The organism is Thalassotalea euphylliae (assembly GCF_003390375.1).
In the GTDB taxonomy this organism is placed as follows: domain Bacteria; phylum Pseudomonadota; class Gammaproteobacteria; order Enterobacterales; family Alteromonadaceae; genus Thalassotalea_F; species Thalassotalea_F euphylliae_A.
In genome coordinates, this window is the sequence record NZ_QUOT01000001.1 from 846,617 (window position 1) to 871,365 (window position 24,749).

General features: G+C 44.4%; 21 protein-coding genes. 8 read left to right on the top strand and 13 right to left on the bottom strand.

The features are described from left to right. Nucleotides 1–224: 224 nt before the first annotated feature. The 3 genes from dapB to DXX94_RS03780 all read right to left on the bottom strand — a co-directional run bounded on the left by dapB (nt 225) and on the right by DXX94_RS03780 (nt 2,298). Entirely contained in the window at nt 225–1,028 is an 804-nt protein-coding gene (gene dapB, locus DXX94_RS03770; protein WP_116013951.1) for a 4-hydroxy-tetrahydrodipicolinate reductase, read from the bottom strand. Further along, nucleotides 1,025–1,537: a hypothetical protein gene (locus DXX94_RS03775; RefSeq protein WP_116013952.1), complete on the bottom strand. Its 513-nt coding sequence runs from the start codon at nt 1,535–1,537 to the stop codon at nt 1,025–1,027. Before DXX94_RS03775 ends, dapB begins: the two co-directional genes overlap by 4 nt. Before the next feature lie 140 nt (nt 1,538–1,677). Beyond that, a complete protein-coding gene (locus DXX94_RS03780; protein WP_116002336.1) occupies nt 1,678–2,298 on the bottom strand; it encodes an FKBP-type peptidyl-prolyl cis-trans isomerase in 621 nt (206 codons plus the stop codon). Between the two features lie 453 nt (nt 2,299–2,751). On the opposite strand from DXX94_RS03780, the gene DXX94_RS03785 reads away from it, so the two are divergent. Next, nucleotides 2,752–4,062 (top strand): Na+/H+ antiporter NhaC family protein, encoded by a 1,311-nt coding sequence (locus DXX94_RS03785; protein ID WP_116013954.1) that lies wholly within the window; start codon nt 2,752–2,754, stop codon nt 4,060–4,062. A 192-nt stretch (nt 4,063–4,254) separates the two neighbouring features. Here the strand turns inward: DXX94_RS03785 and DXX94_RS03790 are convergent, their stop codons facing one another. Beyond that, nucleotides 4,255–6,339, bottom strand: a complete 2,085-nt coding sequence (locus DXX94_RS03790; protein ID WP_116013955.1) for a bifunctional metallophosphatase/5'-nucleotidase — start codon at nt 6,337–6,339, stop codon at nt 4,255–4,257. A gap of 149 nt (nt 6,340–6,488) precedes the next feature. Between DXX94_RS03790 and DXX94_RS03795 the strand changes: the two genes are divergently transcribed. Further along, nucleotides 6,489–6,686, top strand: a complete 198-nt coding sequence (locus DXX94_RS03795; RefSeq protein WP_374188844.1) for a protein-tyrosine phosphatase family protein — start codon at nt 6,489–6,491, stop codon at nt 6,684–6,686. Nucleotides 6,687–6,790: 104 nt separating this feature from the next. On the opposite strand, the gene sohB is transcribed toward DXX94_RS03795, so the two are convergent. Both sohB and DXX94_RS03805 read right to left on the bottom strand, forming a co-directional pair. Then, the gene (gene sohB / locus DXX94_RS03800) at nt 6,791–7,837 is read right to left on the bottom strand and encodes a protease SohB (RefSeq protein WP_116013958.1); all 1,047 of its coding nucleotides are present in this window, start codon (nt 7,835–7,837) and stop codon (nt 6,791–6,793) included. Nucleotides 7,838–7,973: 136 nt separating this feature from the next. Further along, a complete protein-coding gene (locus DXX94_RS03805; protein WP_116013960.1) occupies nt 7,974–10,394 on the bottom strand; it encodes a VolA/Pla-1 family phospholipase in 2,421 nt (806 codons plus the stop codon). A 270-nt stretch (nt 10,395–10,664) separates the two neighbouring features. On the opposite strand from DXX94_RS03805, the gene DXX94_RS03810 reads away from it, so the two are divergent. After that, the gene (locus DXX94_RS03810; protein ID WP_116013961.1) at nt 10,665–11,402 is read left to right on the top strand and encodes a YciK family oxidoreductase; all 738 of its coding nucleotides are present in this window, start codon (nt 10,665–10,667) and stop codon (nt 11,400–11,402) included. A gap of 220 nt (nt 11,403–11,622) precedes the next feature. Here DXX94_RS03810 and fadD read toward each other — a convergent pair whose 3' ends face one another. The 7 genes from fadD to DXX94_RS03845 form a co-directional block, all read right to left on the bottom strand. Beyond that, nucleotides 11,623–13,278, bottom strand: a complete 1,656-nt coding sequence (gene fadD, locus DXX94_RS03815; protein ID WP_116013963.1) for a long-chain-fatty-acid--CoA ligase FadD — start codon at nt 13,276–13,278, stop codon at nt 11,623–11,625. A gap of 221 nt (nt 13,279–13,499) precedes the next feature. Beyond that, nucleotides 13,500–14,369 (bottom strand): alpha/beta fold hydrolase, encoded by an 870-nt coding sequence (locus DXX94_RS03820; protein WP_116013964.1) that lies wholly within the window; start codon nt 14,367–14,369, stop codon nt 13,500–13,502. Next, on the bottom strand, nt 14,366–15,040 hold the full coding sequence (locus tag DXX94_RS03825; RefSeq protein WP_258872093.1) for a M50 family metallopeptidase: 675 nt from the start codon (nt 15,038–15,040) through the stop codon (nt 14,366–14,368). Before DXX94_RS03825 ends, DXX94_RS03820 begins: the two co-directional genes overlap by 4 nt. 118 nt (nt 15,041–15,158) lie before the next feature. Continuing rightward, nucleotides 15,159–15,776 (bottom strand): hypothetical protein, encoded by a 618-nt coding sequence (locus DXX94_RS03830; RefSeq protein ID WP_116013967.1) that lies wholly within the window; start codon nt 15,774–15,776, stop codon nt 15,159–15,161. Nucleotides 15,777–15,883: 107 nt separating this feature from the next. Then, nucleotides 15,884–16,576 (bottom strand): tRNA (adenosine(37)-N6)-threonylcarbamoyltransferase complex dimerization subunit type 1 TsaB, encoded by a 693-nt coding sequence (gene tsaB, locus DXX94_RS03835; RefSeq protein ID WP_220348031.1) that lies wholly within the window; start codon nt 16,574–16,576, stop codon nt 15,884–15,886. Continuing rightward, nucleotides 16,573–18,504: an ATP-dependent DNA helicase gene (locus tag DXX94_RS03840; RefSeq protein WP_116013970.1), complete on the bottom strand. Its 1,932-nt coding sequence runs from the start codon at nt 18,502–18,504 to the stop codon at nt 16,573–16,575. Before DXX94_RS03840 ends, tsaB begins: the two co-directional genes overlap by 4 nt. A 59-nt stretch (nt 18,505–18,563) precedes the next feature. Then, a complete protein-coding gene (locus tag DXX94_RS03845) occupies nt 18,564–19,091 on the bottom strand; it encodes a hypothetical protein (RefSeq protein WP_116013972.1) in 528 nt (175 codons plus the stop codon). Between the two features lie 565 nt (nt 19,092–19,656). Here DXX94_RS03845 and hisG point away from each other — a divergent pair. Genes hisG through hisH form a run of 5 tightly spaced genes read left to right on the top strand, consistent with a single transcriptional unit; the run spans nt 19,657 to nt 24,749 of the window. Then, nucleotides 19,657–20,553: an ATP phosphoribosyltransferase gene (hisG, locus tag DXX94_RS03850; RefSeq protein WP_116013974.1), complete on the top strand. Its 897-nt coding sequence runs from the start codon at nt 19,657–19,659 to the stop codon at nt 20,551–20,553. An 11-nt stretch (nt 20,554–20,564) separates the two neighbouring features. Continuing rightward, nucleotides 20,565–21,890, top strand: coding sequence for a histidinol dehydrogenase (hisD, locus tag DXX94_RS03855; protein ID WP_116013975.1), 1,326 nt, complete (start codon nt 20,565–20,567; stop codon nt 21,888–21,890). Further along, nucleotides 21,890–23,032, top strand: coding sequence for a histidinol-phosphate transaminase (gene hisC, locus DXX94_RS03860; RefSeq protein WP_116013977.1), 1,143 nt, complete (start codon nt 21,890–21,892; stop codon nt 23,030–23,032). The genes hisD and hisC overlap by 1 nt, the downstream gene beginning before the upstream one ends. Continuing rightward, nucleotides 23,032–24,099, top strand: a complete 1,068-nt coding sequence (gene hisB, locus DXX94_RS03865; protein ID WP_116013978.1) for a bifunctional histidinol-phosphatase/imidazoleglycerol-phosphate dehydratase HisB — start codon at nt 23,032–23,034, stop codon at nt 24,097–24,099. The genes hisC and hisB overlap by 1 nt, the downstream gene beginning before the upstream one ends. Next, nucleotides 24,099–24,749, top strand: coding sequence for an imidazole glycerol phosphate synthase subunit HisH (hisH, locus tag DXX94_RS03870; protein ID WP_116013980.1), 651 nt, complete (start codon nt 24,099–24,101; stop codon nt 24,747–24,749). The genes hisB and hisH overlap by 1 nt, the downstream gene beginning before the upstream one ends.

The window sequence follows — 24,749 nt, forward strand, 5'->3', positions numbered from 1 at the left end:
AAATTTTTGACAAATTCCGCGCATTCTACGCCCATTAGTGTTTTTCGTCTAGTAAAATTAGGAATATTTAGCTTTTGAATGATTTTCATGACCAAACGGTCAAAAACCTACGTTTTCTAACCTCAATATCACTTAATTTGTTTAGAAAATTAAACTAGTATAAATAACTAACAAGCTGTTTTATATGATTTATTTAATCAATTTATGCCGTTCATTCGGGTGTATTATTTCAACCCCAGAACATCTTGCATATCGTAATAACCGTGCTTAGCCTGTGCTAACCAAAGCGCTGCACGCATCGCCCCTTGAGCAAAGGTCATACGCGAACTTGCTTTATGGGTGATTTCGAGGCGCTCGCCCAAATCCGCAAAAAATGCCGTATGTTCACCAACAATATCGCCAGCACGAACCGTTGCAAAACCTATAGTCTTGTTATCGCGCTCATCAGTGATGCCCTCACGACCATAAACCGCGCATTCATTTAAATCACGCCCTAAGGTTTCAGCAATCACCTGCCCCATCTTCATCGCGGTGCCTGACGGTGCATCTTTTTTGAATCGGTGATGCGCCTCAAAAATTTCTATATCAGTATAGTCGCCAATAGCCTGAGCGGTAATTTCCAAGAGTTTAAATAGCAAGTTAACACCAACGCTAGTGTTAGGCGCTAATAATACGGGCATGTCTTGACCAGCCTTTTTGATCAACTCAACTTGCGCATCTTCAAAGCCGGTAGTACCAATCACTAACGCTTTATCATTCGCCTTACACCACTCAATATTGCTTAACGTAGATTCAATCGAGGTGAAATCGATAAAGACATCGGCGCGGCTGACCGCTTCAAGCGAGGTGCTTGAGGCCAAATCAAGTTTGCCAATACCCGCTAACTCGCCTAAGTCAAAACCAGCAAAAGAAGAATTTTCGCGCACCGTGCCACCAACGAGTTCTATTTCATTATGCTCTACAGCTGCTTTGATCAAGTTACGGCCCATTCGGCCGCTACAGCCTAAAATTGCAACTTTGGTGGTCATTTATCGGTTTCCTTATTGTTTGTATCGTTAGCACTATTGTTTGTATCGTTAGCTCTTGGGATTAAGGTTAACTCATGAGCTAAGTCAGCAAGCTGACACATATCATGAGAAATAACGTTAATAATTCTATAGGCTTCTTGTTGATAGCTTAAATGATAAATTGCTGAAAATTCGCTAAAAAGGTTATTAGCTTGGTCATAAAAACGCCAATCAATTTTCACTAAGCTAATTGCTTCATTAATATGCTGATAACTGGCATTACTCGCCTTAAATCCGGTGATGTTATGTTCAGCTAACATGGCAAAAATGCCACTAAACTCTTGATTGAAGCTTTGCTCACCATCAAGCACTAGTACTTTATCTGGCGTGCTTAATACACAAGGGAGTTGATAGCATTTAGCTACTGCTGTAATAATGGCCGTAGAGAAAGCGTGAATGTAATTTTGGTAGAAGGTAGCCAACTGCAGGGCTTTGTTAGCATTGTCTTGTTCTTGGCGCTGTTCGTTCATTTTTTTAATGCGTTATAAAAGGTGCGTAGTAAAGATGCGTAATAAAAGTTGCGAAGTAAAAAGTGCTGTTTGCTCTGGGTTATGATGCGAATTAAAAGAATTCCAGACAAAGAAAAGCCGGGCTAGCCCGGCTTAATCATTTACAGTATGTCTAATAGTTCAACATCGAATACTAACGCTGAGTATGGAGGGATCGCACCGTGCGAACCACGCTCACCGTAAGCTAAGTTGTAAGGAATGTATAAACGCCATTTTGCGCCAACACTCATTAGCTGTAATGCTTCAGTCCAACCAGCGATAACACCGCCAACTGGGAATTCAGCTGGCTGACCGCGATCAACTGAGCTATCAAATACTTCACCATTAATGAAAGTACCGTGGTAGTGCGCACGAATAGTTGATGCTGTTGTTGGCTTTTCGCCTTCTGCATCTGCTAGTACTTCGTACTGTAAGCCAGATTCAGTCACAGTCACTTCTGCGCGCTCAGCATTTTTTGCTAAGAATGCTTCACCTTCAGCTGCTTTTTCTTTCGCTTGTGCTTGCTCTTGCTCTTGTAGTTTCTTAGAAACAACAGCAAATGCTTCGTTTAAGTCTTGCTCGCTTACTTGGCTATCTGCAGCTGCTAATGCGTCAGCTAAACCAGCTTGTACCGCGGTTACGTCAAACTCTTTAAATGGGTTATTGCGTAATTGGTCGCCAAGTTGACGGCCAACGCCGTAACTTACGCGTGCTTCGATTGATTCAAATTTGTTATCAGACATTTGCACTTCTTCATTGTAAAAATTGGCGGCAAGAATAGCACAGAGCGCCACCATAAAGTAGGGCTAATTCCGCTACGATTGATAAAAATAGAGGGATTATATCGCTAAATTATTGAACCTAGTTTTTAACGAAATTAGGTTCATTACTCGCATCAGTTTAACATTAAGTACTTTTAGCCGTCTAAACATCTAGATTGACAGTAATGCAAATCACTTTATAATTTGCGTTATTCCTAAAATTTAATTTTTCAAACTGCTGTTTTGCCTTTCCCCTGATCGAGTGGAATGATATAAAAGTTTATTATTTAAACACTTTATAGTTGCATTCATGCATCACCGTTTGCCACACATGACCTCTACGTAGGCTGAGCAAGCAAGTCAAAACCAAGCGTTTAAAATTGAACGCTTAAAGAGAATGGCAACAACCATTAACAATAAGAATTAGAGCATTATATGACTGAACAAACCTCACCACCCCGCCTCCTCAGCCTATTGCCGTTTGGCGTATTCCTCTCGCTCTTTATCGGCACGGGGATTGTCCTAACCCTGCAAGGTGTTGAATTTGCGTTTTACCAGCTGCCAGCCAGTGTTGCCATCATTCCTGCCATTATCGTTGCAATAATGATGGGGAAGGAAACGATTAGCGAGCAAGTTAACCAGTTTATTGAAGGTGCCGGCCATAGCAATATTATTACCATGGGGGTGATTTATTTGCTGGCAGGCGCGTTTGGCATGGTTGCGAAAGCAACAGGCAGTGTTGATGCGAGTGTGCAACTGGGATTGGCGCTGTTTCCCGACTATTTAATCATTCCTGGGCTATTTATTGTTGCGGCATTTTTATCAACAGCTATGGGAACATCGGTTGGTACCATCGCCGCCATCGCCCCGATAGCAGCTGGCTTTATTGAAGCTGCAAGCCTAAGCCCGGCATTAGTTGCAGGTAGTATCATCTCCGGCGCTATTTTCGGTGACAACTTATCGATTATCTCTGACACAACCATTGCCTCAACGCGAACACAAGGGGCGCGAATGAAAGACAAGTTCCGCGTGAACTTTAAATTTGCTCTTCCCGCCGCACTTATCTCTCTCGTGCTATTCGCTTTCTTGGGAGGTAGTGCTGACTATCAAAGCGAGCAAGCGATCGACGTAATTGGCCTATTGCCCTATGTCGTTATTCTTGGCTTAGCATTGTCAGGGGTGAACGTGTTTGTGGTTTTGCTAGTTGGTATTTTGCTAGCAGCTGCGACAGGCTTTGTCAGTAATGGCTATCAACTGTCTGCGCTCGCGTCTGATATCAACAAAGGCTTTGCTAACGTACAAGACGTATTTATTTTAGCGCTATTTATCGGTGGTTTAAGCGAGTTAGTGCGCCGCCAAGGTGGTCTGCAAGCGCTTACGGTAAGCTTAAAAAAATTAGCGGGGAAACTTAGCCCCAATAACCCAAAACGCGCCGCTGGTTTAGGTATTGCTAGCCTCGCTTTTAGTGCGAACTTTTTTACCGCCAACAATACAGTGTCAATCATTATCACAGGTGAAACAGCGAAAGAGCTCGCCGAAGATGGCAACATTAAAGCGGCAGAATCGGCTAGTTTACTGGATATTTTCGCCTGTATTAACCAAGGTTTATTGCCTTATGGCGCACAAGCCTTATTGCTTGGGGCAACTATTGGTATCTCACCAGTGGATGTGGTGGTTTACTCGTTTTACCCGATGATTTTGTTCTTTGCTGCGTTGATTGCATTCTGGCGCATTACCAAAAACTAATGTTATCTTGTCTTTAGGCAAAGAACCTGGACAAAGAGCCTAGACAAAGCACCTGCACAAAACAGCTCCATGAAAAAGGCTTGCTAATGCAAGCCTTTGTTATTTTCTGTGTTTGCTTTTGCTTTTAATTGGCACAAAACAATCACAATAATCTGTGTTTCGCCGCTATTTTTGACTGGACTTAATTCAACTTTACTTTAGTTTTAGCACGCTATCTGTAACCACTTCTGACAAATTTTGAATTCGCGTATCTTGCTCTGCTGGCAAATCTTTTTTATCAAATGTGGCCCCTGCTTTTAAGTACAGACTTGATAAATATTCCGCCAACGCATCTTGCTCTGTACCATCATCCGTTATCGTAACCATGCCTGATTTTTGCCCCGCAACTTTAAGGTTCACAAGGTTTGCTAGCGCATCTGTTGGGAATTGATAACCATCTCCGCCGTCCACTAAAAAATCAAGCGTCACTAAACGAAATGTTTGCTTAGCAACAGACGGATCAAGTTGGCCATTTTTAACAACAGTTACCGTATTACCACCGGGTAATGCGCCATTGCCATCTAGCACCACTAAATTTTGTACGCGCGAGTTAACCGCTTTGGCAGGGTCGAAACTAAACCGTATACCAGCCACTTGTGGAAAACGGCCTGGGGTTGCGCCAGCGCTAGTTGCCGACACGCCATATTCAATAATCCCCTTTAACTGGCTACCGGACACCGTTAAGTTATTTAGCGCGCTGTTAAATCGCAATGCAATTTCCATATCGAGTTGGGTAACATCGCCTGATTTATTAATACCCTGTACACCTGCTGGTGGACTGCATATGACCTTAGCGTCAGTAGAGCCAGCCGGCACCACACAAGAGCCAATTGGTGCTCGGATACCACCACCATTTTTAAGAGAAATTGCGACACTTTTATCAATGCTTTGCGCGTAAGCTAAATTTGCATCAGCGGTAAGGTTACCCAGATTCGTTTCTTCAGTTCTTACTGACACCCGATCTCCATTTAAATATACCGAGGTATTGCCAAAAACTGTGCCTAGCTTTGCTTGCAATGCTTGGTTTAAGGTGTTGGTGATTGTTTGTACTTGTGGAATGGCGTCGGCTAGCGTTAAGTTATGCTCGATTAAGCTTTGTTTATCCGTCGCGTAAGCCCCATTAATGGTGGTATCGAGCGAGCTGGGTACCATCACGCCGTGCTGGTCAAATGTCACCACAAAACGCCCTAAATAGGTATAATCACCATCGGTATTAACTACCACAACAGGCTCTTTTGACGCACTTTGATAAACAAGGGGATATGCCCCTTCAGCTACATCACCGTCGCGTAACCTATCATTCTCATCAGCCAAAATGGTATTAGAGCCGCCAGCAACAATAATATCGACACCGTCAAGTAAAGGCGCAAGTTGCTGTTCAATGGCAATTTGCTGCATATGTGCCAGTAAGATAATTTTGTTAATACCACGCTTTTTCAATGGCTCGACATGTTGTTGGATTTCGGCTGCAAGCCCAGCTATATCATCTTCATCGGCCGGAAGTACAATCATACCGCCTGTTTTCGTGATACTGCTAAGCGCTGGTGTTGATGCGCCAACCACGCCAATCATTTCGCCATTAACCTGAATGACCGTACTGGCAGCGACCTGCCCTACCTGATCAGTATTCATTAGGCCATTGTCAGCAATTAAAGGCGCTAAATGTTCGTCGGTAGAAAAGTCTAAATTGGCAGAAAGGTAAGGAAATTGAGCCCCCTGCCACACGTTACTGTCGCGCGTTTCAGGCGCAATTAACTCGGCAAATTCGTCTGTATTTAAATCAAGCTCATGGTTGCCGACCACAGTTGCTTGCAAACCCATAGCATTAAGGTAAGCCACATGTGCTCGCCCATTTGCAGCAACGCCTAAGATAGGAGCCAAGGAGTCATCGCCGCCAACATTGTATTCGGGGCCAGGGATCCAATTGTCACCTGAGCTCAGTACCAGAGTGTTAGCGTATTGAGAGCGGAACGAACCTAATAGTGCAGAAAAACGAACGGCATTGTTAAGAATATCGCGGCCGCCATCAATATCGGCGAAGTGCAATAGTTGTAATTGAAAGGCACCATCAGAACAATGAGCGAGTTGTTGGTTATCCTGTCCACAATATTTAACTTGATTAGCTGGCTCAACATCATCAATAGCAGCGTTATTACCTTGAAGATTTGCGTTCTCACCACAGCCCGCTAACGCCAGCACACTTAAAATGGGTAATAGTGAGCTCTTCCAGTTTTTCATTTTTCTCTCCGCAATAGCTATTTCACAAAACTAAGTCCACAAAACAGCTAGGCCTCATTCGTAATGAGGCAAAGGTTAGCTACATCTATTTAACAAAACAACTGCAACACGCCGAAATTAAAAAACATTTTTGGGGACATGAAAGCTCAATACTCAACAACCAAGGGGCAGTTGCAGTTCACTGCAAAGGTGGCTCAGGTCGCACTGGGCTTGTAATCGCACTATTACTTTTGCAGCTTGGTTATAACAAATCAGAGGTTGTGGAAATGGTGCAAGCTATTCGACCTAAAGCCTTAGTTAATCCAAGTCAAAAGGCATTTTTTGAAAGGTTTCAGCCCATTGCTTAGATTGCTTATACGTTTAGGACTGCTAATTGAAAACATAAAAAAGGCGCTTGGTACATCAGCACTAAACGCCTTTCAAGCTAATCAATATAAATTTGACTGCTCGACTAACTAGGGAAGATACGATTGCGCTGAATTAATCGCGAGATAAAGCTATCTGCTGATATTGAAGCAGCCTTTGATAGTTTTTCCGCTAAGCCTTTTTTCGTCGCATATTTTAGGCCGACAATCTTATGAGTTTTCGCTGCTGCAAATAAATAATCGTCGCTGGTTTGAATATCATCAACTAAACCCAATGCTTTGGCTTTTGTTCCAAACCAATGTTCACCGGTAGCTACTTTGGCAATGTCTAATGACGGACGATGTTCGCTAACAAAGTCTTTAAATAACTGATGCGTTTCTTCTAGCTCTTCAACAAACTTCTCACGACCTTTGTCTGTATTCTCACCAAACATAGTAAGCGTGCGCTTAAATTCACCAGCGGTTAACTGTTCAAAGTCGATATCATTCTTTTTCAGTAGTTTATTAAAGTTAGGCACTTGGGCGATCACACCTATCGAACCTAAAATCGCAAATGGCGCAGCAATAATTTTATTGGCAACGCAGGCCATCATGTAACCACCACTCGCCGCCACTTTATCAACTGAAATGGTGAGTGGAATATCTCGTTGGCGAATACGATCTAGCTGTGATGAAGCAAGACCATAACCATGCACCATGCCACCGCCTGATTCCAATTTTACAAACACTTCATCTTCAGGCTTAGCAACTGCTAACACGGCTGAAACTTCTTCACGTAAACCCGAAACTTCTTTTGCGTCGATACTGCCATTAAAGTCTAATACAAACATTCTCGGTTTAGTTTTAGCGGCTTCGTCACTACCCTTATTCGCTTTCGCTGCTTTGGCTTTGTCTTTTTCAGCTTTTTTATCTTGTTTCTCTTTTTCTTTTAACTCGTCTTTAGTTAAAAGTGCATGAGTAACTTCTAGTTCAACGTCTTCAAAATGCTCTGATAAATCTTCGATCTCCAGCTCACCTTTACGACCCTTTTGCTTCATCGCAGCACCAGCCCCGACAGCGACGATCACCACAACCGCCAACACAAAAGTGACTACTTTGGCTAAGAACAAACCGTATTCGTATAAAAATTCCAATGCTATCTCCAATTTTTCTAGCAACAGCCTGCCATGGCCGTATGATTTTGACTAATGACTTTACTACTATATATGGATGTTTTAGCAAAAAAAAAGCTCCCAATTGGGAGCTTTTAGCAATATTTCTTCTTGTTGCTTACATCACAACGTCGCTGTTAGTGATTGAAACTAACTGTCCCATTGTCGCAAAGAAGGTAGCCACTTGACCTTGCATCTCAGCAGTTGCTGCCGCTGTTTGTGCAGGGTTAGTTGCTTCTGGGCGAATTGACGGGTCAAGAATTGACGCATGGTGACCGTAAGTGAAGCGAACCGCACCAGAGCCTTCAGTTGTTTCGCTAACACCTGGTAGGCCAAGTAGTGCAATCGCAGCTTCAGTACCTGATAGCGGTGTTGAGCTCACCGTGTTAGGAATAACTTGGTCTGGTAAGTTATCAGCACCATTACCAACTACTTCAATTAAGTGTGTCGGTGTTTGTGTCATCGCCACCATACCTGCGTAGTTAGCTGGGTCGCCAGCATCTGTGACAGTTTGTGCTGCAAAGGTAAATTGTGCAAACGCACCATTTAATTCAGCTTGTTGCGCAGGCGTTAACGCTGCAAAGAAGGTATTGAACGCTTGTACAAGCTCAGCTTCACTTGGCTGGCCTGGGAAAGTTGCTGCTACAAATGCTGCGAACTCTTCTGATGTTGCTAGCGTTAAGCTTGCTTTGATCAGACCGCTAAATGCTGGTGATTCAAGCAATAAGTTGGCAACACCAACACCTGGCATCGCAAACGAAGTTGCCGATACTTTAAATAACGGATCAACCGCAGGATCTAACGGTAAGTTTGCTAATGCAACTGTGTTGATACCAGAGATAGCACCTAGTGAGTGGCCTAAGAAGTACACTTTAGAGCCGTCTAGTGAGATAGCAGCACCAGCTGCGTCAACACCGCCAGCAAAGTTAAGGCCTAAGCGTAAACCAAGTGTATCAACGGTACTTTGACGTAAGTTATCACGCGTTGTTAGCAAGTTACCTAGGTTCATGTAGTGTGTTGCTGAAACGGTTGAAGCATTTAAATCATCAACACCATCACCATCTAAATCAAAGCCACGGCTACCGTGAATTGGGTGATCAATCGCTGCCGTTGCAATACCTTGGATTGCCAATGCACCGGTAATCGCTAGCATGTCTTCTTTTCGAGAAGTAATGCCGTGCTGTAAAATAGCAACAGGCCAACCCGCTTCTGGTTGTGTTAACGCTGGTAAACCTAAGCTTGCGCGTACCGCATTAGCCACCGCCATGTCTGGCGTAGTTACTTGCACATCAAGCGTCATATCTGCGCGCTTTTCTGGCATTGGGTTGAATTTTGTGATGTTACGCTCTGTATCTAAATCTAATACGCCACGTAAATCACGTAAACCTGGTGCAGCTAAACCTGCCGCAGCAGAAATTGCTAAACATAGGCCGTCACCTTCACTCACTGCGTCAGCCGGAATTGCACCTGGGTTTTGTGCAGCAAGACCCGCTAGCATTGCACCCGAATCACATTGTGCTTTCCACCAATCGTTTACTGGTGCCAATGGATTTTCAGCACTTGGTGTGCCTAAGTAATATGGCAAAGTAATTGAACCTTGCATCAGGTTAGCTGCTTGGTAAACCGGTGCCAATTCAGCTGGTAGCGTTACACCTTGTGATGTTAATGCGTCAAATACCGAAATCGAGGTATCTTGAATAGCAATCGTCGGCACGTTACCTAGTTGTAAGCCCGCAGCCATCACTTGTTTAACCGTTGCAACCGCATCAACCGTTGATTGTGTGGTCATTGCCGCTGTGTAAATAATGCTAGATTTATCAACACCAGCACCGCTTACGGCATTCTCAAAACTGTTTACTGCGCCTTGAAGTGCTAACTGAGAATCAGTGGCTAGCGGCTTAGTCGCTAAGTCTTGCTGGACAAGCTCATAAGTAAATGAACCAGCAACTGACTTACCAGTATCGTCTTGCAATGAATCAGTTAAAACAATGAGGTAACCCGTTTTAGCTTTGAGCGGTTTTAATGGCACAACAGCTACGGCATCGCCAGACATTTGCGAGATAAAGTCAACGCCAAATGTTAGTTCACCAACTACCTGACAAGCAGCACCTTGTGGCAGTGCAGCACACTCTGCTGATGATGCAGTTGGGCCACCAAATTCTGTTTCAAAAATACGTACAGATGCTGGGTTCGCAACACTGTTCGCTTCTAAACTCACACCTGGCGGTAAGTCGATATCAATTCTAAATGGTTGAACGGTAGACCAACCATCAAGCGCGCTAAGCGCAAAAAATGGATCTGAAGAATCAGTAGGATCGCTAACCGGCGGGTTTAACGTACCATCAGTGGTTCCTAAGAAAAGTAAATCGTTTGGAACTGAAAGATCGCCCGCTGTTGGATCAAAAATTATACGGGCTGTTGGTGTGGTTACAGGGCCGTTTTCTGCGACCTCTTGTTCTACATCGCGAATGGTTTCATCATCACAGCCACTTAATCCAAGTGCACCAGCGATAGCGATACTTAGTACTAGCTTTTTCATTGCATCTCCCCAGAGTCTAGTCTATTTATTTTTTGCTTTTATCCATTTGACTTTGTTAGCTTTTTTTCCAAAAAAATTAGAGCTTTTACACTACTTCTGCCAACATATTAGACAATTTTTAAGCTACACAAAGTTGCACAAGAGCGCTAGCGTTTTTTTGTTTTTATCTCGCTTTTTCAATAAATCTGCTGAATCTTGGGAATTTTCACTCGTCATATCTGCTTAGTAAGCGTAAAATTACAGCACTAAAATCAATGTGATAATTACTCGATGTTTGACTACACAATTCAAAATAGCTGTTTGAAAGATAAAACAATTTTGATCACTGGTGCTGGTGACGGTATTGGTAAGCAGGCAGCATTAACTTATGCCGAGCTCGGCGCGACTGTTATCTTGCTTGGCCGAACGGTTGAAAAGCTTGAAAACGTTTACGATGAAATCGTTGCCGCAGGTAATCCTGAGCCAGCTATCGTTCCACTCGATATGAAAGGTGCGACAAAGCAACACTATATCGATATGACCAACACCATTATCGACCAGTTTGGTAAACTCGATGGCGCATTACTTAATGCCTCAGTGCTGGGTGAGTTAACCCCGTTTGTGAACATTCACGAACAAACGTTTGACGATGTCATGCAAATTAACGTCAAGGCACAAATGATGATGGCGCAAGCCCTAATTACAGCGCTACAAAAAGCTAACAAAGCCTCGTTAGTATTTACTACCTCAACCGTTGGTGGCAAAGGCCGCGCATTTTGGGCGACTTACAGTATGTCGAAATTCGCCACTGAAGGTATGATGGAGTTAATTGCTGACGAATTCGAAGGGACGAATTTACGCACTAATGCAATTAACCCAGGTGGCACGCGCACAGCGATGCGTGCAACAGCCTACCCAGGTGAAAATCCAGACACGCTAGCAACACCTAAAGACATTATGCCGCTATACGTTTACCTAATGTCAGACGATAGCGCAGCGGTTAATGGCCAAATATTAAAAGCGCAATAGTGTTTGTAAGTTAGAGTTTGTAAGGTATAGAGAGTTAAGGCGCCAAGTACTGTTGCACTAGTTACTTTTTACGTTAGTTACTTTTACGTTAAGTACGTTTGCATTAATAACTGTTGTCTGCGCCTTTAATAGCAGCCACAAAAAAGCCGACAATATGTCGGCTTTTTTAGTACTACGAAATTAATTAACAGTGTTACGAAGTTCACTAATTGTAGTGGTACTACCTTAGTTCACGACGTAAAATCTTACCTACGTTGGTTTTCGGTAGATCGTCTCTAAATTCAATCAACTTAGGTACTTTATAATTCGTTAAGTGCTTAGCACAGTGTTCAACAATGTTCTTTTGCGTAAGTGAATCGTCTTTCTTAACGATAAACAGTTTAATGATTTCACCACTAACTTCGTGAGGCACACCAACCGCAGCAGCTTCAACAACACCTTCGTGCATCATCGCCACTTCTTCAATTTCGTTAGGGAAGACATTAAAGCCAGAAACCAAGATCATATCTTTTTTACGATCAACAATTCTGAAGAAGCCATGCTCATCCATCTCAGCAATATCACCTGTCGCTAACCAGCCGTCAGTTAATATTTCATCGGTAGCTTCTTGGCGATTGTAGTAACCTTTCATGACTTGTGGGCCACTAACACACATTTCGCCTGGCTCATTCACGCCAGCAGTTGTGCCATCTTCACGCACAATTTTAATATGAGTAGATGGTGCCGGTAAGCCAATTGAACCGTTAAATGCGGTTTGGTTGTACGGGCTAATGGTCACCATAGGAGAACATTCTGTTAGGCCGTAACCTTCAAGCAAACGCGTTTTTGTAACATCTTCCCAACGCTCTGCAACTGGACGCTGCACTGCCATACCGCCACCTAGCGATAACTTCAGTTTTGAGAAGTCTAATTGCGCAAAGCCCGGTGTGTTCACTAAACCATTAAACAGCGTATTTACACCTGTAATCGCGGTGAATGGATATTTACCTAGCTCTTTAACAAAGCTCGGCATGTCGCGCGGGTTAGTAATCAACAAGTTAGTACCACCTAATGTCATAAACGTTAGGCAGTTCGCTGTTAGCGCAAAAATATGGTAAAGCGGCAATGCAGTAACCACCAACTCTTCGCCATCTTTTAATACCGGACGAATCGCGGCTTTTGCCTGCTCTAAGTTCGCTACCATATTGCGGTGCGTTAACATTGCCCCCTTTGATACACCCGTGGTGCCACCCGTGTATTGCAAGAAAGCTAAGTCTTCACCAGCAATCTCAACTGGGTCTAACGTTAAGCTCTCGCCTTTGGCAATGACGTGATTGAATTTAACGGTGTTTGCCAGTGAGTAACTCGGCACCATTTTCTTCACGTATTTCACGGCAAAATTAACTAACTTGCCTTTTAAGCCACCCAAGCGATCACCTAAACCAGTTAGGATAACTTTTTCAACAGGCGTATCTGAGATAACTTCTTGCAAGGTATGAGCGAAGTTTTCAACGATCAACATGGCTTTAGTACCAGAGTCGTTCAACTGATGCTTAAGCTCACGCGCCGTGTACAGCGGGTTAACATTAACAACCGTTAAGCCTGCTTTTAGCGCACCAAATAAAGCAACAGGGTATTGCAAGGTGTTCGGTACCATAATGGCAAACTTGTCACCTTTCACTAAACCCAATTCCTTTTGCAGGTATGCTGCAAACGCACTAGCCTGTTCGGCTAATTCACTGTAAGTGATTTCTGCGCCCATATTAATAAAGGCGGTGCGCTGCGCGTAAATGCCAACGTACTTGTCAAACATTTCGACAATTGATGAGTATTTGTCGGGGTCTATTTCGTGTGGAACACCGGGTGGGTAACTTTTTTCAAGCCAAATTTTTTCCACAGTCATCTCCTCAATTCTATTTAGACACGCGTGATAATTATAATTTTTATAGTAATACCAATATGAATTGGCATGCGTTCGTCAGGCGGTTTGCGTAAAGATTTACGGTCTACTTTTACCTGAGCTTTTACTCGAAAGTTAGAGATGATTCCACACTTTGGCCAAAAATCCTAGTTTTTTGTGGAGTAACTTAGCGACAACTTTCGCGAATTTTGTAAATTTTACGGTACTTTTGCCGCGATTTGCTGCCAAAATGCGGTTATCTTTTCAGCAACCTGCTCTGGCGCTTCCATGTGTACATGATGCCCACCAGAGACTTTATGTACCGTTAAATCACTGAATAGTGCTGAGAATTCTTTGATGCCTAAATGCACCATTTCCAACCCTTTGTCACCGTAAACTAAATTAACGGGACACTGCACATCTGAAATAAGTTGTTTGGCTTGCTCTACGGTTAACCGATATGGCGAGGCATTTCTTAATCGGCTATCAGCACGCCAAATATAGCTACCACCCTGCTGTACTAGGCCGCGTTTGACAATTAATTGCGCTTGCTCATACGCCATATCAGACACCGCGACTCTTGCTTTAACAGCAGATTCTATCGACGGATGTTGGTTTTTTTGCTTCGACAACCCTTTAAGGCGACTGCTTAAACCTTTTCGCAACTGCTCTGTGGTATTTTCCGGCTTGTCTGAAATAAGCCCAATTGAATCAAGTAAAGTTAACGATTTTACTTTTTCAGGAAATGCAGCAGCAAACGCCGTAGCTACCATGCCGCCCATCGAATGAGCAACAATATCGACAGCTGGCCACTGCGTTATGTCAAATAACTGAACTAAATCATAAACCCAATCAATAAAATGGTAGTGAGCATCTAAGCTTCGGTGCGACGAAAAACCGTGCCCTGGCCAATCTAAGGCAATTAGCTTACGGTCTGGTAAGTATGGCATGAGTGGTAAAAAACTGGCGGCGTTATCAAGCCAACCGTGCAAACATAAAGTGATTGGCTGATCGTCATCGCCTGTGGTTAAGCCATGCAGTGACACTTCATTAATGTCATAACATATTTCTTCTGTTGTTATTCTCAACTCGGTCTCTTATTGGATTGTTTTGCCAGTCGATATAACAAAACTACAGCGATTGCTAGCCAGATTGCAACCCATAAAATTTCTGGCACGCTAGTTAAGCCCGCTAAGGTTGCACCATCGCCGCGATGACGACCATCGATCAAATACAGTGGGCTAAACAAGGCATTTAGCAGCACGGTTAGGCCGACGAGTTGCACACTAACATTTAACCAAGGGTGGCGATAAAACTTCACTTTGAGCGCAAAAAGCGCAATTAAAACAGCGAGTATAATGAGCGTTAGTATATCTCTGACCCAAAAAATACAGCTCAATACCAAGAGTATTAGAATACTAGCGGTTACTAATTGAGTGACCCGCTGATTAACTGACGACAAGGAATAAATTGCCGCTCCCCAAATAGCCGCCCCGCTATACCCCATAAACGCTGTTAGTAATCGGCTGCCGCCTTGAGTAGTACATAAGCCAGCGCCGTTGGGAAAAAGCTCTATTTGAATAATTTTCCCACCTGCAATAATTGCTGCTAAACCATGACTGATTTCGTGAAAATAACTTTCTAACCAATTAAATGGCAGAGAGACTATTGGCAAGTGACGCAAAGTCGCAGCAGCTAACAACAATAACCAAAAGCGGTGTCGATAAAAGAATGAAGGTTGGTGAAGCGGGCTAGTCACGATTGGCTCTATAGATTAGTTTGCAGATCATAGTGGAGGTTAAGCCATTATTTGGCAAGCACGTTTATGTAACTGAAATTGATAATATTTAACGCTATTCGGAGGCGTGCACGAAGTTTTAAGCGTATAAGTCTACGCCAAGAATTTGCTCAAGGTTATCCCTTTCTTCTAGGCCTTCAACTGTTTGATAGGCAGAAATGGCTGTGCGGTTGGCGGCAGATGGGCGGTCGTAACCCGCAAATTGTCCCGATGAAGTGTCTTGTTGTTGGCGGCTTCTTTGCTGAAGGTTAAATCCCTGCTGCGGGTTAACATCTTGTTGCCGATTAAATTCCTGCTCAAAATCGAGCTCTCGCTGAAGGCCAGCATCTCGCTCACTTGCTAAATCTTGCTGACGGCTTATATCTTGCTGAAGGCCTATATCTCGCTGACGGCTCTGCCGCTGAGTGCGCTCTTCTAAAATGGCAATCGCCGCTTCGCTATAATCTAAACGGTTTTGCCGCACTTGCGGTTGATTTTGTGGCTGGGCTGATTGTGGTTGAGCTGATGGTGGTTGAGACGCAGGAAGGTTTTGTGGCGAGTTTTGATCAACTCGCTCAGTATTACGAGCACGACGTATCTGCTCTATTTGATTGCCGTTATCGGTGTCGCTATTGCCACTAACACGCTGCTGATTAGTAGCAAAAGCTCGGCTTTGGCGTGTTAGCGGTATCGTAGTATTAGTGTTATAGATTTCCATTGCATTAAGCTGGCATCAATTCTAACAAGATGTCCTAACGCAATGGGTGTTATACCGCTTAACTAATACCTTCTTTTACAATAGCGTTACAGTCATTTTATAACGGACTACTCTCGCCCTGGTAGCTTTTTCCACGACACGGTATCACGCACATAAACAGGTTGTGCTTGCTCCGCTGGTAACGCTTTGCCTGTAATAAATTCTTGTTTGGCAAGCGCCAACATATATTGGGCGTTAGGATACATCACACTTATCTTTTCTAGGTTAGCACAAATTGGCTGAAAAGCTTCTTCATAGGCCTGCCATCCAGTGCCTGCGCCATATTTATATTCACCTTGCTCAAGTGATTGCGCAAATTGCTCAGGTGGCAGCACGCGCTCTTCACCGACAAGTGCCATTAGCCCTTGCTCGTTTACTTGCCAGTTACTGCAATAAACTTCAGCCATTCTCGCATCAATAGCTACACTAACGGTGTCTTTGCCTTCTTGTTCGTATGCCTGCTGGGCCATTGCCTGCATGGTCGAAATACCAATGGTCGGTAAATCGGCTGCAAACGCTAACCCTTGCGCGACACCAATTCCAATGCGAACACCGGTAAAACTGCCAGGGCCACGGCCATAAACTAAAGCGTCAAAATCAGTTAATTTCGCGCCAGCTTTGACAAGTAGCTTGTCTACCATCGGCAACAACACAACGCTATGTGATTGCGGGCATAACTCAAAATCACTAAATACTTGATCGTCTTTTAAAATGGCGACTGAACATGCTTCAGTCGATGCATCAATAGCTAGTAAATTCACCTTGATTGGGTCTCACTATGAATAGTTGTTAAAAAAGATGCCGCTTTGTCTAAATCTCGGCTGCGTCGCATTTCCGGTAGACTGGACAAAAATACTTGCCCGTATGGGCGATTGACAATACGGTTGTCACAAATCACTAATACACCGCGATCATTAACATCACGAATTAATCGCCCAACCCCTTGTTTTAAGGCGATAACGGCTTGGGGCAATTGAATTTCAGCAAAGGGGTCTTTACCCTGCCTTCGGGCGTCTTCACTTCGAGCTTGTAATAACGGCTCATCAGGAGAGGCAAACGGCAATTTGTCTATGATAACACAAGTTAATTTGTCGCCTCTAACATCAACACCTTCCCAAAAGCTTGCCGTTGCTAGCAATACCGCATCAGGCTGGGCAATAAACTCAGTCAGTAAGTTGCGCTTAGCCATTTGCCCTTGCACCAAAAGCGGGTTATCTATTTTATCTTCCAGTAGCTCTGCTACTTGGTTCATCATGCGGTAGCTAGTGAACAGCATAAAGCAAGCACCTGCCGCACTGTTGATTAACGGCACAGCTAATTCCGCTAGCGCTAACGCCCTGCCCCCATCGTTGGGCTCAGGTAAATAGCGTGGCACCACAAGCTGAGACTGATTTAAATAATCAAATGGGCTGTCGAGCATTAACGTATGCTCTTGTGATAAGCCCAGTGGCCTAGCAAAATGCTCAAAACCATTATTTACCGCCAGTGTCGCACTGGTAAAAATCCAACCCGCACCGGACTCGCTAACCACTTGGCTAAACTTGTCGGCAATCGATAACGGGGTTTGATGCAGCGTAATATGGCGGCGTGTTGTTTCGTACCAAAGGCTAACTTCAAAGGCGTCGATATTAGCAACGATGTCGTACTTAGATAACAGTGTCACTGCTCGCTCAAAACAGTTATCCACTAGCTCATTGCGCGAGACATTCAGTTTGAGCACTTGATATAAAAAGTCTAAATCCGTTTTTAAGTGTTCAAATGCTTGACGAATGCGGGCATTGTGCCATTTCTCTCGCCAATTACCGCGTTCCGGATCGTGAGCAAACAACAAGCGAAAATCTTGGCAAGTTCGCTCAAGCTTTTCTGCGGCTTTACCCAGTTGTTTCACGTCCGTAACGGTAGTTTTGTAGGCTTGAATAACGTCGCTACATAACTCTTGCACTTGCCTTGTTGAAAACGACTCGCCAAAGTATTCGCTGGCAATATCGGCTATTTGATGAGCCTCATCAAATATCACCACATCGGCTTTCGGGATTAACTCACCAAAGCCAGTGTCTTTCAACGCCATATCCGCAAAAAATAGATGGTGGTTAACCACAACAACATCGGCTTCGATCGCCTTTTGACGGGCTTTAACCAAGTAGCAATCTTCGAAATGTGGGCAGTCTCTCGCCAAACAATTATCAGCGGTACTGGTGATATGTGGAAATATGCTAGAGTCTTCGGCAATCGAGTCTAGCTCACCGATATCGCCTGCATGCGTGCCATTCGCCCAATGTTTCACCTGCACAAAATCAGCTAACCCTTGCGCATCTAATACACCACGCGTGTGCTGAAATTGCTCCATACGGTAGATGCACAAGTAATTGGCACGCCCTTTTAACAGTGCCATTTGTGCGCCCGTTGCTAACGCCTTGCGGATAACTGGAATATCTTTGTGAAAAAGCTGCTCTTGCAGGGTTTTAGTACCCGTTGAAACAATCACTTTTTTATCCGACATCAACGCGGGGATCAAATAAGCAAAGGTTTTACCGGTTCCGGTACCCGCTTCAACAATTAAGGTATGTTGCTTGGCAATCGCTTGTTCAACCTCTAGCGCCATATCAAGTTGTGCTTGGCGAGGGGAAAAACCATGAATGGCTTTTGCCAATAAACCACTTGATGAAAAAGCCTGTGCAACTGTGCTCATCTGCGCAAAATTACCGAGAAAAATAACAAAGGCGCTATTATATCGGTAGATTGTGAGGATTAAACAAAAATATCTAAATGCTGGTCGTTGTCGTGATCCTTGTCGTGCTTACAGCCGTGATCATCGTCTTTTTCGCTAGCCACAGAGTTACCAACTGTTGGCCGCTGGTAAACAACCTGCGCTAATGCTTCATCGCTTGGCACTTCGACACCTTCTTGTTCAACGCGCTTCTGAATGTTGCTATCTATTTTCGGCTGAATGGTATTAGGTTGGGCTGCTGCATTTACGGGTGCACTAGTATGCTCGGCATCTTCCGATGCTACAGAGCTTTGTTTTTTATCTACTATGCCTTCTTCATCATCCGCATTAGCATTTTGTTGGTGCGCTATCTCAGCATCAACGACTTTAGAGAATTGCTGTTTCGCGTGTTGGAATGTGGTGGTAGTTGTATCGTGAGCATCTAGATGCTCGTGCTCTTCATCAATATTTTTAGAAGGGCTTTGCTTGGTTAAGCGATTGACTTTGAGTTTTTTCGGTTGCAATCGATTTGGAGCAAGCTTTGCAAGCTGAGTCGTAAAAATATCCATTGTTTACTGTGCACCTTCTCCCGCTTATGTAGCTAATATAATGAAAGAGAATATTGTTGATGATGTTTTCATATTGGTCAGCGCTAATGCCTACTATTTATGACCACTATAAAAGCTAGAAATTCTCCCCCTGTATCGGCTGGTTTTTCAACAACATTAGCGCTAGCAGCAATAACTAACAACTTTTTGTCATAAAAGAATCATTTTTAGGGGTTGCGAAGCGCAACTTTAGCCAGTATTGTTATTTGCAAGACGCATACGAACAGTTATGCACTAAAAGATAGAAACGAATATTAAGCTAATTAAAAGCTAAACAAAGGCAACTTAAATGTTATTAAACCTCAGCAAAATCCATCATCATCACCATCACACGGATTAGCCGCTCAGGTTTATTCGCTGAGGGCTATGGCTCTTTCAGCGGCATGCGAATTGAAGAATTCTAAAAACCCCGAAAGAGTCAAACTCTCTCGGGGTTTTTTACGTTTTATGGCCAAGCAATTTAGCACTAAACAAAATAGACAACTTACAAAGCATTTTAAATTTATACTTATTTTAGGAAGGGAAAATGACTACAGAAACACGCTTACGCATCGCCATGCAAAAGTCAGGTCGCCTGAGTGACGAAACACAGCAACTACTTAAACGTTGTGGCTTAAAACTTAATGTCGGTGATCGTCGTCTGTTAGCGCATGTCACTAACATGCCTATCGACATTATGCGTGTTCGCTCTAGCGATATTCCTGGCCTAGTGATGGACGGTGTGTGCGACTTAGGTATTGTTGGCGACAACACACTTGAAGAAACCGCACTAGAGCGTGAGTTATTAGGCCAAAACTCTGCATACACTAAAACCACAGGCTTAAACTTCGGCGGCTGTCGTTTATCACTTGCAATGCCTGAAGAGTTTAACTACACCGGCCTAGCCTCACTTGACGGTTTGCGTTTTGCCACTACCTATCCGCAATTAATGAAGCGCTTTGCCAAAGAAAATGGCATTAACGTTGATTTTTGTTTATTAAAAGGCTCTGTAGAAGTGGCGCCACGTGTTGGCTTAGCCGACGGCATTTGTGACTTGGTATCAACCGGTGCAACGCTTGAAGCCAATGGCTTAAAAGAAGTGGAAGTGATTTACCGCTCTAAAGCCTCACTAATCCAAGGCGTTGAACTTGCACCAGAAAAACAGGCGATTCTCGATACCTTATTACCGCGCATTCAAGGGGTAATGAAGGCCAAAGAAAGCAAGTACATTATGCTGCACGCACCAAAAGACAAACTAGAAGAAGTCAGCAACCTAATGCCAGGTAAAGAAACGCCAACGGTATTGCCACTAGCGGGTCGCGACGACTTAGTGGCAGTACACGTCGTTGCCACCGAAACTTTCTTCTGGGAAACCATGGAAGCATTAAAAGCACTCGGCTGTGACTCAATTTTGGTCATGCCAATTGAAAAAATGATGGGTTAAGGGCAAACACCATGGGCACACAATCTTTATTGTCATTACTGCCAACGACTACTTGGTCAAATATCTCTGATCAAGAGCAACAAAACGCATTGGCAAGACCAGCCATTGCAGAAAGCAGCTTACTTGCCACGCAAGTCGACAACATAGTTAACCAAGTAGCTGAGCAAGGCGACGCGGCGCTCATCAACCTAACCGAGCGCTTTGACGGCATCCGCCTTGAATCACTGAAAGTGACGGAAGCGCAAGTACAAGCGGCAGTTGATAGCTTATCACCAGCTCGCCTTGAAGCGCTAGAAACCGCTTACGGACAAATCAAACGCTTTCACCAAGCACAACAACAAGAAGATATCGTGGTAGAAACCTGCCCCGGTGTCACTTGTGTGTTAAAAACTGAAGCCATTGAAGCGGTGGGTTTATACATTCCAGCTGGTAGCGCGCCATTACCTTCGACCGTTTTGATGCTAGGTGTGCCAGCAGAACTTGCCAATTGCCCGCGCAAAGTATTGGTCTCACCGCCAGATAAAAATGGCGATATCGCCCCCGAAGTGCTAGCTGCGGCAAAGCTTTGTGGCATTGATGAAATTTATGCCGTAGGCGGCGCACAAGCGGTTGCGGCCCTTGCCCTTGGCACAGAGTCAATCAAACCCGTCAATAAAGTGTTTGGCCCAGGTAACCGTTTTGTGACCGAAGCGAAAAAACAGCTGTCACAAAAAATCCCCGGTTTTGCCATTGATATGCCAGCAGGCCCATCTGAAGTGTTAGTGATTGCTGATAGCGGCGCAAATGCTGATTTTGTTGCCGCTGATTTACTGTCGCAAGCCGAGCACGGCGAAGACAGCCAAGTGATTTTATTGTCAGATAACGAAACGCAAATTGTCAATGTACGCGAAGCACTAGATCGCCAATTAGCAGAACTACCGCGTGCCGATATTGCTCGTGCTGCGCTGTCAAAAAGTCGTTTAATTTTAACCGACGATATCGCAATGGCTGTTGAAGTATCAAACCTTTACGGCCCAGAGCACTTAATTGTACAAACGGCTGAGCCAGAAAGCCTAGTGGGTAAACTGCGTAACGCTGGCTCTATTTTCTTAGGGGCTTACACGCCAGAATCTGCTGGTGATTACGCCAGCGGGACTAACCACGTACTACCGACTTACGGCTACTCAAAAGTGGTCAGTAGTTTATCGCTTGCTGATTTCTCTCGCCGTTACACAGTGCAGCAAATTACTCGTCAGGGCTTGGCAAATTTAGCGCCAGCAATCATCGAGCTAACCAACGCGGAAGGTTTAATGGCGCACCAAAAAGCGGTAACCATACGACTAGAGGGTGAAGGCTAATGGCAACGAAAGATTTATCTAGTGCAGAAAAGCTCGCCCGTGCTGAGCTTATCGAAATGGTGCCCTATCAGTCGGCACGCCGCTTACAAAAAGCAGATGCAGATGCTAATGGCAAGCAAGCCTTTAATAGTAAAATTTGGTTAAACGCAAACGAAGCTTCAGGGCCCGGAAAATACCAGCTAAGCGCCGATTGCATTAACCGCTACCCAGATTTTCAACCAGAAAACTTGATGGCAGCGTACAGCGACTATAGCGGCTTACCTGTTGAGCAATTGCTGGCAACACGCGGGGCTGACGAAGGTATTGAATTGATTATTCGCACCTTCTGTACAGCATACCAAGACAGCATTTTAATCTGCCCGCCAACATACGGCATGTACGCCATTAGCGCTGAAAACCACGGTGCAGGTATTGTTAAAGTGCCACAAGTAAATAATCAGTTGGATGTTGACGGCATCATCGAGCAACTTGATAACGTCAATGTGGTGTTTTTATGTTCGCCGGGCAACCCAACGGGCAACTTACTACCTAAAGCACAAATTAAAGCCGTGTTAGAGGCAGCACAAGACAAAGCCATTGTCGTTGTTGATGAAGCTTACATTGAATTTTCACCCGAAGATTCAGCGCAAAGCTGGTTAGCTGACTACCCTAATTTAGTGGTGCTACGCACGCTTTCTAAAGCCTTTGCGCTCGCCGGTTTACGCTGTGGTTTTACACTGGCGTCAAAAGAAATTATCACGCTGCTAAGCAAAGTGATCGCCCCTTACCCTATTTCAGCGCCAGTTGCAGAAATTGCCAGCCAAGCGTTAACTGGTGATAACTTACAGTTGATGAAAGTGCGCGTTGAAGAAACAAAAATACTTCGCCAAAGCCTAATTAGCTGGTTAGAAACGCAAAGTTGGGTCGATGAAGTGTTTGTCAGCGACGCCAACTTTGTATTGTTTCGCACGCCATTAAAAACTGACATTTTTGACGGGCTAAAAGCGCAAGGCATATTAATTCGCGATCAATCAAAACAACTGCAATTGGAAAACTGCCTACGCATTTCTATTGGCAGTAAGCGCGAGATGGACTTAGTACAAAAAACAATGACAAATCTGGTCACAAATACTTCTGCGTTATCAGTACAGGAAACAAATTAATGAGTGGACAAAATATTTTATTTATCGATCGCGACGGTACTTTAATTGAAGAACCGCCAGTAGATTTTCAGGTCGATACCCTAGAAAAACTGGTCTTTGAGCCAAAAGTTATTCCTGTACTGCTTGCCTTACAAGCGAAGGGCTTTCGCCTTGTTATGGTGTCGAACCAAGACGGTTTAGGCACCGACAGCTACCCGCAAGCGGATTTTGACTTGCCACACAACAAAATGATGGACTTTTTCACCTCACAGGGGGTGGTTTTTGACGATGTGTTGTTATGCCCGCACTTTGAAGAAGACAACTGTAGCTGCCGCAAGCCAAAGCTTGGCATGGTGTCTGACTACTTGCAGCAAGGTAAAGTTAACTTTGCCAACTCTTATGTGATTGGCGATCGCGAAACCGATATGCAGCTAGCGGCCAATATGGGGATTCAAGGGCTGCGCTACAACCGTGACACCCTAAACTGGGACGCCATTGCCGAGCAGCTATTAACCCAGCCGCGCAAGGCAACCGTGACCCGCACCACCAAAGAAACCGACATCACCATTGATGTTAATCTTGATGGCACAGGCAATAGCATTAATACTGGCCTTGGCTTTTTCGACCACATGCTAGAGCAAATTTCAACGCACGGCGGTTTTGCCCTGAAGGTAACAGTAGACGGCGATTACCACATCGACGAACACCACAGCGTGGAAGACACCGCATTAGCACTAGGCAGTGCATTAAAACAAGCACTCGGTGATAAGCGCGGAATTGGTCGCTTTGGCTTTGTCTTGCCGATGGATGAATGCCGAGCCGAATGTGCGATTGATTTATCTGGCCGCCCTTGGCTTGAATTCGATGCTAACTTTACCGACAGCCGCGTTGGTACGATGTCAACGCAAATGGTATCGCACTTTTTCCGCTCATTGGCCGACAGCATGGCGGTAACCTTGCACCTTTCCACAACAGAAGGTAACTGTCACCACCAAGTAGAGAGTTTATTTAAAGTATTTGGCCGTGCATTGCGCCAAGCCATTACCGTGCAAGGTAGCGAATTACCAAGCACCAAAGGAGCACTGTAATGCCAGAGCAAGCAAACAGCCGCTTTGTCATTGTTGATACTGGCTGTGCCAATCTTTCCTCGGTAAAATTTGCCATAAAGCGCCTAGGCTTTGACGCCGAAATTACTGACGATGTCACCAAGATCAAAGCGGCAGAAAAAGTGATTTTACCCGGTGTCGGTAATGCCAAGCACGCGATGGAAAATATTCGCGAGAAAAACTTGGTGGCCTGTATTCAAGGGTTAACACAACCGGTATTAGGTTTTTGTTTAGGTATGCAGTTAATGTGCAGCGACTCCCGCGAAAGTTCAGCGCTGAGTCACACAAAAACGGATTCGGATGAGGGCATTGACATTATCGATTGCTTAGATTTAATTCCCACCTCAGTTGCACCACTTGAAGCGAACGGACTGCGTTTACCCCACATGGGCTGGAACACACTAACGTCAGTGATTGACCACCCAGTATTTGCTGGCATTAATGTTGGCGATTACTTCTACTTCGTACACAGCTTTGCCGCGCCAGTGAGTGATTACACGGCAGCAGCCTGTGAATACGGCAGCGCGTTTTCAGCCGCGATTGTTAAAGACAATTTTGTTGGTTGTCAGTTCCACCCTGAGCGCTCCGGCGCAAACGGCAGTAAAATCATTAAAAACTTTTTGGAGATGTAA